Genomic DNA, 12,829 nt, shown 5'->3' with positions numbered 1-12,829 from the left:
TACCCTTTTAATGTTAGTGGCGCTAGGAGGCCTTCTGTTCACTTTGGTGGGCCTTTGGATATTTGTTTTTGTTAATCGCAGATGGGTATCAATGGGAGTTCTGTTCTTAGTGTTTTTCGCGATTTTTCTTTTTTTAAAACCAATCTACTATTCCTACAGAAAATGGAATTCTGATTTCACCTTTCTAAGCCCGCTGGCGATGTATATCAATAATTCAAATTTGCCGGCTCTTTTACTAGAGCCAACGCTGGTCGCTGTAGTGTGGTTGCTGGGGTTTATCGTAGTGTATACTATTGCGACCCTCACTTTTGTTGGTTTGGTGTATAGGAGAGAAAGACATATTGATTCGAAACAGACAGATGGGTTGCTGCAGGATTCCATTCTAAGATTTGATACCGTTATTGCTTGGGTGAAGGCTCAAAATATTTTCTTGGCCCTTGTTAACTCTTTAATAATTGTTAACCTATATTCCAAGTATGGTTATCTCCCCGTGGCTAATAAGGGGTGGGTCTTTGCGCAGGAAGGATTTTTTACACTATTACCTTTGTCAATTACAGGAACTACACTGCTTGTTATGATAGCGTATGCAACGAAAAGATGTTTAACGCGACGCAACATTGCTACTTTAATCGTATATGTGCTGAGCGCCTCGTTGATCCAAATGTTAATGGGTTATCGTGAAGGAATAATAGCCCTCGCTATTGGCGGTATGACAATCCTCCAACTTAGAAACCGGTTCGACATACGCGTAATCGTTTACGGGGGACTGATGGTTGCCTTATTTACCTTGAGTTACGCTATCTATAGACAAAACATATCTGGTGCTGGCAGCTTTCTAGAAAGTTATAGTTTGTTGGATAGGGTTTCACGCGACCTTAACCCATATGATGGATATGTTAGTGCATATTGGTACTACTTAGATAACAACTCGTACAACGGAAAAACAATCTTGGACTTAGTCCCCTTTCTTATTCCAAGGGTAGTATGGAACACTAAACCTGGCGTCCTAGGGCAGATGACAATTACATACGATTTGTATCCGAATTTGGCAAGAAATGGCATAGTAGTTACATCAACGCTTTTGGGCGAATTGTATGCAAACTGGGGAAGGGCGGGAATGTTTGTGGCCGCAATTATTTTGGGAACTATCCTCGCTTGGATAGATGTATTCGTGCAGACTACCCAAATCAAAAGGGTGAACGTAATATTTGTTTTTGCGTATATTATTCTAGCTTCAAGTATAACAAGATTGGTAAGAACCGGATTGTTTGGCGAAGGGCATTATTTCATTACCTTGTTTGCGCTGCCATTTGCTCAACTCCTACTACTTGGTCTTGTTGTTTCTGCCGCCAAGCAGTTGCCAGCACGGGATCAAATCACTTCCATGAGCTCTTACAGAGTTGAACATCTGAACCAGGCAAGGGACGTTAAGAAATGAACCTATTACTCGTTCACAACTATTACAAGATGCCTGGTGGGGAAGACACGGTGTTCCATACAGAGAAACAGTTGCTGATCGCAAGAGGTAACACAGTCAACGTGTATACCGCTCACAATGAAGCTGTAGAGTCTCTTGGCTCTTTTAAATTAGCTGTAACGTCGATATTCAATCATGCCATATATAGTGAAGTGGGGTCTAAACTACGAAAAATCAAGCCAGATCTCATACATGTCCATAACACTTTTCCCCTTATATCTCCCTCCATTTACTATGCAGCTAGTGCTGAGAGGCTTCCTGTTGTACAGACACTGCATAACTACCGCCTTTTGTGCCCTAATGCCTTATTCTTCCGTGACGGACGTGTATGCGAAGACTGCTTGAAGAAGTTTGTTCCATGGCCAGGCGTGGTGGGTGCCTGCTACCGGGGAAGTCGGGCGGCCACGGGAGTGGCTGCTACTATGCTCACTGTGCATCGAGTGCTTGGAACGTGGACGCGCATGGTGAGTGTATACATTGCTCTCACCGAATTCGCGCGGCAGAAGTTTATCGAGGGGGGGCTCCCGGCTGAGAAGATTGTAGTGAAGCCCAATTTCGTCTATCCGGATCCGGGGGTGGGTGACGGAGAGGGAGGGTACGCTCTCTTTGTGGGGCGGCTCTCGCCGGAAAAGGGGGTGAGGACACTCCTTACTGCCTGGGAGGGGTTTGGAGCGCGTGTACCGCTTAAGGTGGTGGGGGATGGTCCCTTGAGCTCCGAAGTGGCCGAGCTTGCACGTAGATTGGAGAGCGTGGAGTATTTGGGAAGGAGGTCACGCGACCAAGTACTGGCCCTTATGAAGCAGGCAGCTTTTCTTGTATTTCCCTCGGAGTGGTATGAAGGTTTCCCCATGACCATTGCTGAGGCCTATTCCACAGGGCTGCCCGTAATTGCGAGCAACCTGGGAGCGATGGCCTCGCTGGTCGACCATGGCCGCACCGGCCTCCACTTTCGACCTGGTGATCCGGAGGATCTGGCGGACAAGGTGGAGTGGTTGCTTTCCTACCCCGAGGAGCTTGCCGAAATGCGGAAGGAGGCTCGGGCGCAGTACGAGGCGAAGTACACTGCGGAGCGGAACTATGAGATTCTGCTGGAGATTTACGAGCGAGCGTTAGCTTTGCGAGGATAAGGTAGACATATGCGGATTCTTATATATGGCATTAACTTTGCGCCTGAACCCACAGGAACTGGAAAGTATAATAGTGAGCTTGCTGAGTGGCTTGTGGCAAGAGGGCACCACGTGGATGTCATCACAGGATTGCCTCACTACCCTGCGTGGAGGGTGGATCCCAGGTATCGGTCAGTTCGATTCCACTTAGAGAATCTTAATGGAATTAGGACGATGCGCGCTTGGCATTACGTACCCTTGCCAGATCGGGTGGACGCTAAGAGAAGAATTTTGCTTGAAAGTTCATTTTCTCTTTCGTCGCTGCGATATTGGATACCTCGTTTGTTTGGTAATGTAAAAGAAAAATATGATGTAGTCGTGGCAGTAAGCCCTCCTATGCAACTTGGCTTCTTTCCACTTGTTTACAAGAGATTACGGCGTGTGCCCTGGGTTTTCCATATACAAGATTTGCAGGTAGATGCGGCAGTACGATTGGGTATTTTGCAAGGGAGGTTTTCTAGCTTTCTATATCGTGTGGAAACCTTCCTATTGCGTCAAGCAACTCGTGTTTCAACGATTAGTGAAGCGATGCGCCGCAGGATTGTGCAAAAGGGTGTACCCGAAGAACGCACCTGGTTGTTTCCTAACTGGTCAGATATTTCTTTCGTCCGTCCATTGCAGCACAACAATAACTTTCGCCGTGAGATGGGTGTGGAAGACTACCAAGTGCTGGTGATGTATGCGGGAAACATGGGGGAAAAGCAAGGGCTCGAACTAGTCCTACACGCTGCGAACCGTCTTAGGAGCGAGGAGCAAATAAAGTTCGCTCTGATTGGCGCTGGTGCGGCGCGTTTACGGCTCGAGCGCTTGGCTAAAGAGCTTCGGCTTTCAAACGTACAGTTCCTCCCAGTACAACCTTTAGAGCGGTTGCCAGAGATGCTCGCTGCAGCCGACATTCAACTTGTTGTGCAACGCCGTGAGGCAGCGGACCTGGTTATGCCCTCCAAGCTTACCAACATTCTGGCTGCTGGTCGTCCATCTGTTGCCACAGCGGACGCGGGTACTGCACTTCACCAAGTGCTTACCGAGCACAATGCAGGACTTGTGACACCCCCTGGTGATGTGGATGCTTTTGTGAAGGCAATAATCCGCCTAAGTGGGGATGCTGATTTGAGGAATGAAATGGGGCGAAATGCCCGTAAGTATGCCGAGCGTTACTTGGACAAGGACAAAATACTAAGCGACTTTGAAGAGAAACTGATACGGTTGGTTGAAGAGGAAAGTGGAGGCCGGTCATGGAGAACAAGAGGGCGCTGATTACCGGGGTTACAGGGCAGGACGGCTCTTATCTGGCGGAGTTTTTGCTCAATAAAGGTTACGAGGTGCACGGCATCATCCGCCGGGCCTCGACGTTTAACACGGATCGCATCGATCATCTTTATAAAGACCCGCATGATCCTGAAGCGCGTTTGTTCCTCCACTACGGCGATCTCACCGACGGCACCGGACTCAGGCGGATTCTTGAAAAGGTCCAGCCCGACGAGATCTACAACCTGGCGGCCCAGTCGCACGTCAAGGTTTCCTTCGAGCAGCCTGAGTACACCGCCGACGTGGTGGCGACCGGTACCCTCCGGCTTTTGGAAGCGTTAAGGGACTACATGCAGGTTTCCGGACGCGAGGTCCGCTTTTACCAGGCGGGCTCTTCCGAGATGTTCGGGGCCGCGCCGCCGCCGCAAAGCGAAATGACGCCCTTTCATCCCCGAAGCCCCTACGCGGTGGCCAAGGTGGCGGCCTACTGGTACGCGGTGAACTACCGCGAGGCCTACGGGATGTTCATCGCCAACGGGATCCTCTTTAACCACGAATCGCCCCGGCGGGGTGAGACCTTTGTTACCCGAAAAATTACGCGCGCAGCGGGACGCATCAAGCTTGGCCTTCAGAAAAAGCTCTACCTGGGGAACCTGGAAGCCAAAAGGGATTGGGGCTACGCAGGGGACTACGTAGAGGCCATGTGGCTGATGCTCCAGCAGCCAGAGCCCGATGACTACGTGGTGGCCACCGGGGAGTCTTACTCGGTTCGCGAGTTCCTGGAAGCGGCCTTTGGCCTCTTGGGGCTCGACTGGCAGGACTACGTTGAAATTGATCCCCGCTACTTCCGTCCGGCGGAAGTGGACTACCTTTTGGGCGATCCCAGCAAGGCCAGAGAAAAACTTGGCTGGAAGCCGAAAGTGTCCTTCAAAGAGCTGGTCAAGATGATGGTGGAGCACGATCTGGAGCTTGCTCGGCAGGAGAGGACGCTCAAAGACGCGGGCCACGTAGTTGCGCTCAGGGGGATCGCGAATGAATAAGGAAAGCAAGATCTTCGTGGCCGGGCACCGGGGCCTGGTGGGCTCGGCCATCCTGCGCAAACTCCAGGTTGAGGGCTTCACCAACCTGGTCACCCGCACCCGGGCCGAGCTGGACCTCAGGGACCAGGCAGCGGTGAACCGCTTTTTCGAGAAGGAACGTCCCGAGTACGTCTTCCTTGCGGCGGCCAAGGTGGGGGGCATCCTGGCGAACAGCACCTACCCAGCGGACTTCATTCGCGACAACCTACAGATCCAGACCAACGTCATCGACGCGGCGTACCGGAGCGGGGTCAAGAAGCTTCTTTTCCTGGGCTCGTCGTGCATCTACCCCAAGCTCGCCCCCCAGCCCATGAAGGAGGAGTATCTTCTTACGGGCCCCTTGGAGCCGACCAACGAGTGGTACGCGGTGGCGAAGATCGCCGGAATCAAGATGGCCCAGGCTTACCGCCGCCAATACGGCTTTAACGCTATCAGCTTGATGCCCACGAACCTCTATGGCCCTGGCGATAACTTCGATTTGGAAACCTCACACGTGATCCCCGCGCTCATACGCAAGTTTCACGAGGCTAAAGTCCAGGGGAAGTCCCACGTAGTGGTCTGGGGCACGGGCGAGCCCCGCCGGGAGTTTTTGCATGTGGACGACCTCGCTGACGCCGCACTTTTCTTGATGCAAAACTACGACGGTGAGGAGATCATCAACGTAGGCGTGGGCGAGGACGTGAGCATTCGCGAGCTGGCGGAGTTAATCCAGGACGTGGTGGGCTACGCGGGCGAGATCATTTTTGACACGACGAAGCCCGACGGCACGCCCCGAAAACTCCTCGACGTTTCGCACCTGCACGCCCTGGGCTGGCGAGCCAGGATTCCGCTGCGGGAGGGACTTGAGCGAACTTACCAGTGGTATCTGAAGCACAATGGGGAGGTTGTTCGAAAGTAGTTAAATAACGCCTGCTTCCCGGAGCAAGCTGCTTTACGATGGTTTGGACATGCCCGTAAATTCGAGAACAAAAAGCCGCATCAAGTTGTTGACAGTTTCAACCCGTCCTGGGTTCATTACTCTGTCGCTTTTGCTTTCGGATCTATTAACGATGTTAGCTTCAGGGGCGCTTGCAGTGGGTCTCCGATACCTGCTGGACAGGGGGGTGGATCCTTCTCTTTACGCCTCGCTTTGGCCGGTGGTCGGGCTCTTTGTTTTGGCGTACGCCTTGATAGGCCTGTATCCGGGTGTGGGCCTGGCACCGGCCGAGGAGCTCAGGCGGTTGACGTTGGCCACCACGCTGGTTTACCTCGTGCTTGGTGCGGCATCCTTCTTGTTCAGGGAGGAGGCTACCTATTCTCGCTTAGTTTTTTTCACGGCATGGGCGCTTTCAGTGGCGCTGGTGCCTCTTGGCCGTGCCTTTGTTCGCCATCTTTTTGCGCATCGAAAATGGTGGGGCTACCCGGTGGTGGTGCTCGGGGCAGGAAAAACCGGGCGCATGGTGGTACAGGCACTCAAGCGACAGCCGGGATTGGGTTTAAAGCCGGTAGCCGTGCTTGATGACGATCCCCAAAAGCACGGGGCCTTAGAGGGTGTGCCCGTGGTGGGAGGCGTGGAGCTTGCTCCGGTGCTGGCCAAGGAGCTCGGCGTGCGCCACGCCATCGTGGCCATGCCGGGGGTTCCGCGTGGCCGATTGCTTGAGGTGATCGAGCAATATGGTCGGGTCGTTCCTCACCTTGTTTTAATCCCCGACCTCTTTGGGTTTTCGAGCCTCTGGGTTGCGGCGAAGGACCTGGGTGGAGTGCTCGGGCTTGAGGTGCGCCAGAGGCTGCTGTTGCCAGGCCCGCGCTTAGTTAAGCGGATGATTGATGTTGTGGTCTCGTTTGTTGTGGGTGTTGCGGTGTTACCGTTGCTTGCTTTTATCGCATTGCTTATTAAGCTAGACTCCCCTGGACCTGTTCTCTTTGTGCAGAAGCGACCAGGGTTGGGAGGGCGGCTTTTCAACATTTACAAGTTCCGCACAATGTATATTGACGCGGAGAAGCGATTTGAGGCACTTCCTGAAAATCTCAAGCGAGAATTCGAGCTGCACGGGAAGATCAAGCACGATCCTCGCGTAACACGTGTTGGGTACTGGCTCCGGAAGCTGAGCCTAGATGAACTCCCGCAGCTGTGGAATGTGCTGCGTGGGGAGATGAGTTTGGTGGGACCGAGAGCCTACCTTCTGAATCAGTTGCCTCAAATGGAGGGGTACGAAGGAATCATTTTCAAAGTACCTCCTGGCGTGACTGGTCTTTGGCAGGTTAGTGGTCGGAGTGAGGTTACTTTCAGGGAACGCTTGGATATGGATGCCTACTACGTCCGCAACTGGTCTGTTTGGCTTGACCTTTACATTCTTGCTCGCACGGCCTGGGTGGTGCTCTTCGGAAAAGGCGCGTATTGATGCCGAAGATCATAACTGGTGGTTAAAAGCGTATTTTTCTTTAAGCTAGGCTTTCTAGGCCCTTTTCCTCCTTGAGCCGCTTGAGGAGGGCCTTGATCTCCTGGATGCGGCTCTTCTTGGCCACCAGGGTGATGTTTCCGTCGCGCACGATGACCACGTCTTCCAGGCCGAGGGTCACCACCACCTCGTCCTTACTGGTGGCGTAGATGATGGCCCCGTTGGTGTCGAGGCCCACGTGCTTGGCGAGCTCCACGTTCTGCCCCTCGGCGCCGAGGAGGCGTTCGAGCGCGGTCCAGTCCCCGAGGTCGTCCCAGGTGAAGGGGGCGGGGACGACGTAGGCCTTGTTCGTTTTCTCCATCACCGCGTAGTCAAGGCTGATCTTCGGCAGCTTGGGAAAGGCCTGGAGGGCTTCCTCCTCTAAAGGCTCGAGCACCTCCGGGGCGTGCGTCTTCAGCTCTTTGAGCATCACCCCCGCCCGAACGACGAAGATGCCGCTGTTCCACGAGTAGCCCCCGTCTTTCAGGTAGGCTTCGGCCGTAGCTCGGTTGGGTTTTTCAGCAAAGCGCGCTACCCGGTACACCGGAAGATCGTCCACTTCCCCGACCTTGTCCCCTTGCTGAATGTAGCCGTAGCCGGTGGCGGGATGGGTGGGGCGGATACCGAAGGTGAGGATTGCCTCGTGCGCGGCGGCGAAACGGGCGGCGGCCTCGACGCTTCGCCGCAAGGCTTCGGGCGGAGCGATGTGGTGGTCGGCAGGGAAGACGCCTAGGACCGCGTCCTTTCCGTGTGCGGCGGCGACGCGCAGGGTGGCCCAGGCCACGGCCGGGGCGGTGTCCTTGGGCTCGGGTTCCAGAATGAGGTTTTCCGCGGGCAGCTCGGCGAGTTCTTCCAGAATCTTGCCCGCGAGGGGGCGCGAGGTGGAGACGTAGAGCGTTTCCCAACCCCCGGCCAGGGGAACGAGGCGCTCGGCGGTGGCCCGGATCAGGCTCTTGCCCCCCGGGAGGAGGCGCAGAAACTGCTTGGGCCGGTCCTTCCTGGAGAGCGGCCAGAACCGCTCGCCCTTTCCGCCTGCCAGGATGAGGGGGACGAACTTCGGCATGGCACCACTTTAGCGCATCGACTGCTCTGTCGTGGGATTTTCCATCCGGCCCACGTCTTTTGTTTGTGGGGTTAAAAACCCTTGGAAGGCCGTCATCATTCCTTTATCTTGTGCTCTATGGAGACCTTAGCCGAGGATGAGCTTTCGCTGCGTGACCTGGTGGCAATTTTGAGGCGCCGGGCGTTGTATCTATGGCTCTTGCCTTTAACGTTCGTTTTGGTTGCAGGAATTTATGCGTTTTTGATTGCGAAGCCTGTTTATTCGTCGACAGCCACGCTAAGCGTGGCCCCGGTTCAGGTGCAAGCCCGGCTTGAAAGCAAGATTCAAGTGCAGCAGGCGACCCCGATCACCTTCGGGGGGTTGAAGGCACTGGCCCTCTCGGACGCTACCCTGAAACCAGTATGGGAAAAGCTTAAACAGGGGAAGCGCTTGCCCGACACGTGGGATGCGCCGGACCCGGTCGAAGGAGTGGGACGCATGCGCAAAGCCTTTTCGATTAGGGACGTTTCTCAAAGGCAGTCCCCCTTGGGCAACCAGATCCCACCGATCATCGCAGAGCTCTCTGTGCGCGCGGAGCGTCCAGAGCTCGCCGCCCTCGCCGCCAATCTTTGGGTGGAGGAGGTAAAGCGTCGCGTGAACGCCATCCCCATCGAGAGGTTGAAGGCAAGCTTGAAGGCGCTCGAAGAGCAGATCGCGCCCGCAGAACAGGCCTACCGGGAGGCGGAAGGGCACTGGCAAGCCTTTACTCGACAAACCACCTTGTCCCAGGATCAAGCAGAGCTCGCATCCAAGACCAAGGAGGCCATCGCGCTTGACGCGGAGCTTGCGAACATCGAGCGCGAGCTGGACGCCGTGCGCGGCTCGATCGCCGCCGCGGAGCAGGCATTTCGAGCGCAGCGGGACATCGTCCCGCTCGATCTGCCTTCCGACCAAGTAGCCATGGTTAACCGGAGCCTCTCTGAGGCCCGTCAAGCATTGAAGGCCCAGCTCGAACGTGCTGAAAAGGCCTACCTGGAGGCTTCGAAAGCCCTGGAGGCGTTTCAGCGGAAAAACAGAATCGAGCTTTGGCGCTCGGAGCTGGCGGAGTACCAAAAAGTTTATGCAAAGAGTCAGGCCAGGTTGCTGGCCATTGACGCGGAGCTTGGGAAAAAGCAATCGCTTTTAAAAGAGGCCACCTCCCGCCTTTCGCTTTACCGAACGGAGCTTAAGAGCGCGTCTCCTGGCGATGTGGTTGCAGGATTAAAGGTGAAGGATGCTCAAGCGGTGCTCGACCGCCTCCTTAAATGGGCCGAGGAGCGGTTGAGGAACGCGGAGGAGGCCTGGTCGGCCTTTCAAAAGCAGAGCAAGCTCGAGGCCATGAAAAAGGAACTTGGGGCCTACTTGAATCGTCTAGCGGAGATTCAGGCGGTCTTGGAGCGCGCTACCACTGACCGGGCGGTCAAAGAAGCCAAGTTGGCGCGCCTTGAAGCAGCGCTAGGCGAGGAACCCCGGCTGCTTGCCTTGGAACGGGAAATCACCGCCGATCCCGCGGTAACCGCGCTCATCGAAAAGGGGCGGGCGATTGAAGCCTTGGTGGGTTTAAAACTAAAAAACCAAACGCTAAACCCCACCTACACCCAGCTTCTTTCCAAGACCCTGACCTTGAAGAGCGAGCTTTCGGCCTTAGATCGCCGGGTTAAGGAAATGCGCGCGGAGGCTGGAAAGCTGTCTCCCAAGGTTTCCAGTTTGCAGGCTGAGGTCGCGAGTGAGGAGGCCCAGAAGGTGCGTCTTGAGGCCGCGCTTTCTACAGCACGCGATGTTTACCGAACGACCTACGCTCTCGCGGAACGGTTGCGGGGCCTGAGCGATCGGCCAGAAGCAAGGCTGCGGGAGACCAATCCTGACGTGTTGAAGTCCCGGGAGCAAGTGTTTCAACTCCAGGCGGAGATCGCTGCCTTAGAGGCAGAAAGCAGGGCCTTGAAGCAAAACCTGGGCACCCTTGATAAAAGAATTGAAGCCTTAAAAAATCAACTGGCGACCGCTGAACAAGAAAAGGACCGCCTGACGCTGGACTTTGAAACCAAGCGGGCGGTCTATCAATCGTTGCGCCAGCGCCTGGACCAGCTCGCCAACCTCGAGACCCGTGAGATCGTGTTCGATAACCCCAATCCCGCGTATCAAACGCTGAAGCAAGCGCTTATCGACTTGAGAACGAAAGAGGGGAGCCTCCAAGCGCGTTACGCCGCGATCCAAGGTCAAAAGCAAGTGGTGGAGGCTCGGGTCAACGAGCTAAAAGAGCGAGTCGCCCGGGCTCAGGTCGAAAAGAACGCCGTTGATCAAGCCCTTTCGTTGGCAAAGGAGGCCTATCTAGCCTTGGTGAAAAAACGGACGGATCTGCAAATTCAAATCGCAAGCAACCAAAAGGCCTGGGCTTCGGTGCTGGCCCCTGCTTTTCCGGTTTACGAAGAAGTCTCCCCAAAGCGCGGCTTGTTGATCGCGCTGGCGCTCTTCTTAGGGCTGATGGTGGGGGTGTTCGCCGCGTTTTTGGCTGAGGCGCTTTCGCCCGCGGCTAAGGAGGTCGAAGCAAGTCAGCCCACGGCCGGTTCAATGTAACCCTTAACACGTTGTTCACTGGAGTCCCATACCCTCGTGCCGGTGAAGGAATGGCTTTTAGCACGAGAGGAGGGCTCCAGTGAACATCCACAAGAACGCGCGGCTTACCTACTAGGGAAAGCGCATCTTTGTGTTTCGCATGATCCACGAGGGCCTGCCGGTCAGGGAAGCGGCCAAGGCCTGGGGCATTAGCCCGAAAACCGCCTGCAAGTGGCTAAAACGGTATTGCGAGGAAGGCGAGGCAGTCCTTTCAAGCGCAGCAAAACCGAGGAGACATCCGAGGGGAACGTCGGAGCAGTTGTAGCAATGGGTTATTGATCTCCGCTAGCGGGCGTAGGCCCTACCACGTCATTGCCTGAAAGCTCGGACTTTCCAGGAGCACGGTGGAGCGCATATTCGAAACCCGGGGCCCAAGCGGATTTCCATCTTGGAGCCGAACCCCCGCCCCGGCGTTCTGCGGTGGAGGCCTCAGGGATTTTATGGCGCCTGGGCTTGCACGCTTTAAGAGGCCCGGTCACCGGGTGACCCAGGACGGGAAGGGCCGGAACCACTCGTCCGGCCCAAAGTGCGTCTACGCCGCGGTGGACGGTCACAGCCAGAAAGCCTACGGAGGGACGCAGGGCAACGAGCGGAAAGGGCATGCCGTCACCTCTCTACGCTTAGCGCTGCGCTACGACCGGCGGATGAGCATCCGGGTGCGGGTGGTGCCGGTTTCCGGCACCACCCGCACAGTAGCCAGGGTAACCAGGTCCCGTCTCACCCCTGAGGCTTGGTATGAACAGCGCGATGAGACAGCACACCTGGTGCTTTTTTCGTTAAAGTAGGCGGCATGGAGCATCCTTGCGAGGATGAGATCTCGATGCGTGACCTTTACCTCATGCTGAAAAAGCGTTGGCAGCTGGTGCTGGGTTTGCCGCTGTTGCTCGCGGTGGTCGTCTTTGCGATCAGCGTGGTGTTTCCCAAGACATATACGAGCGTCGCGGTGTTTGCGGTGGAGGCGGCTGTTCCTTCTAAGGACGCGGACGGGAGCGCGAATGTTGTTTTGAAGGTCAAGCCCGCTGCGCTGGTGGAGGGGTTGAAGGCACACCTTGCGACCGCCGCGTTCGCGCGGAGGTTAGGGGAAAAGGGCGAGGTGAGCTGGGCGAAGGTGCGGTTCGATGAGAAGAAGGGTTTCCTCAGCCTGGTGGCTCGGGGCCATCTTCCTAAAGAGGCCGTGGCCCGCGCCCGACGTCTGGCGCAGACGGCGGAGGAAGACTTCGCCAGCGCGGCGCTCGAGGCCCTGCGTCGCAGGCTGCAGTCCGAGCGTGCGGAACTCAAAAGCACCCTTCCCGCGCTGATTGCCCAGCGGAAGGATCTTGAAAAGCGCCTGACCGCGCTTCCGAGTGAACCCGCCGGTGCGCTGGGGCAGGGGGCGCTTCGTCAGGCCGACGTCGATCCACTGGTGGCGGAAAGCCCCGACCCCGCCCGGGCGTATCTGCGCCTGGAGCTCGCCAAGCTCGAGGCCCAGATCGCGGAAAAGCAGGCCCGGCTCTCGCAGATCGAAACGCTCCTCGCCGACGACGCGAGCCTACGTCAACTCGCCGAGGGCGCGGTGCCGCTGCGCCTCGTCGCCGCACCCGCGACCCCGCTCAAGCCGGTGGGGCCAAGGGTGCTCTTGAACACCGCGCTGGCGCTGGTGCTGGGGCTGTTCATTGGGGTGTTTTGGGTCTTCCTGCAGGCGGCGCTCGAGCCCCCACCCGCCACCCCCGAGGTTGCCGAGGCGCGCGAGGCCGTGCCAAGCTCCTAGT

The 12,829-nt window shown here is 56.2% G+C and carries 10 protein-coding genes; 9 read left to right on the top strand and 1 reads right to left on the bottom strand.

Annotated features, from left to right (window positions below; all coding sequences use genetic code 11):
- Positions 1–10: 10 nt before the first annotated feature.
- The 6 genes from ACZ48Y_RS06305 to wbaP are packed head-to-tail and all read left to right on the top strand — an operon-like array spanning position 11 to position 7,351.
- Positions 11–1,438 (top strand): O-antigen polymerase, encoded by a 1,428-nt coding sequence (locus ACZ48Y_RS06305; RefSeq protein ID WP_464739640.1) that lies wholly within the window; start codon positions 11–13, stop codon positions 1,436–1,438.
- Positions 1,435–2,604 (top strand): glycosyltransferase family 4 protein, encoded by a 1,170-nt coding sequence (locus ACZ48Y_RS06300; RefSeq protein ID WP_464739639.1) that lies wholly within the window; start codon positions 1,435–1,437, stop codon positions 2,602–2,604. Before ACZ48Y_RS06305 ends, ACZ48Y_RS06300 begins: the two co-directional genes overlap by 4 nt.
- A gap of 9 nt (positions 2,605–2,613) precedes the next feature.
- A complete protein-coding gene (locus tag ACZ48Y_RS06295) occupies positions 2,614–3,900 on the top strand; it encodes a WcaI family glycosyltransferase (protein ID WP_464739638.1) in 1,287 nt (428 codons plus the stop codon).
- Positions 3,879–4,931: a GDP-mannose 4,6-dehydratase gene (gene gmd, locus ACZ48Y_RS06290; protein ID WP_464739637.1), complete on the top strand. Its 1,053-nt coding sequence runs from the start codon at positions 3,879–3,881 to the stop codon at positions 4,929–4,931. Before ACZ48Y_RS06295 ends, gmd begins: the two co-directional genes overlap by 22 nt.
- On the top strand, positions 4,924–5,868 hold the full coding sequence (gene fcl, locus ACZ48Y_RS06285; RefSeq protein ID WP_464739636.1) for a GDP-L-fucose synthase: 945 nt from the start codon (positions 4,924–4,926) through the stop codon (positions 5,866–5,868). The genes gmd and fcl overlap by 8 nt, the downstream gene beginning before the upstream one ends.
- Before the next feature lie 49 nt (positions 5,869–5,917).
- Positions 5,918–7,351 (top strand): undecaprenyl-phosphate galactose phosphotransferase WbaP, encoded by a 1,434-nt coding sequence (gene wbaP / locus ACZ48Y_RS06280; RefSeq protein ID WP_464739635.1) that lies wholly within the window; start codon positions 5,918–5,920, stop codon positions 7,349–7,351.
- A gap of 40 nt (positions 7,352–7,391) precedes the next feature.
- Here the strand turns inward: wbaP and ACZ48Y_RS06275 are convergent, their stop codons facing one another.
- Positions 7,392–8,450 carry a mannose-1-phosphate guanylyltransferase gene (locus ACZ48Y_RS06275; RefSeq protein ID WP_464739634.1) on the bottom strand — a complete coding sequence of 353 codons (1,059 nt, stop codon included), beginning with the start codon at positions 8,448–8,450 and terminating at the stop codon, positions 7,392–7,394.
- Between the two features lie 117 nt (positions 8,451–8,567).
- Here ACZ48Y_RS06275 and ACZ48Y_RS06270 point away from each other — a divergent pair, with 117 nt between their 5' ends.
- From ACZ48Y_RS06270 to ACZ48Y_RS06260, 3 genes are all read left to right on the top strand, one after another.
- Complete coding sequence (locus ACZ48Y_RS06270; RefSeq protein WP_464739633.1) at positions 8,568–11,042, top strand: Wzz/FepE/Etk N-terminal domain-containing protein; 2,475 nt, start codon at positions 8,568–8,570, stop codon at positions 11,040–11,042.
- Between the two features lie 139 nt (positions 11,043–11,181).
- A complete protein-coding gene (locus ACZ48Y_RS06265) occupies positions 11,182–11,346 on the top strand; it encodes a helix-turn-helix domain-containing protein (protein WP_464739632.1) in 165 nt (54 codons plus the stop codon).
- Positions 11,347–11,901: 555 nt separating this feature from the next.
- A complete protein-coding gene (locus ACZ48Y_RS06260) occupies positions 11,902–12,828 on the top strand; it encodes a hypothetical protein (protein WP_464739631.1) in 927 nt (308 codons plus the stop codon).
- Position 12,829: the final 1 nt, after the last annotated feature.

This window comes from Rhabdothermus arcticus (genome assembly GCF_055382915.1).
This window is presented reverse-complemented; position numbering and strand designations above follow the sequence as displayed.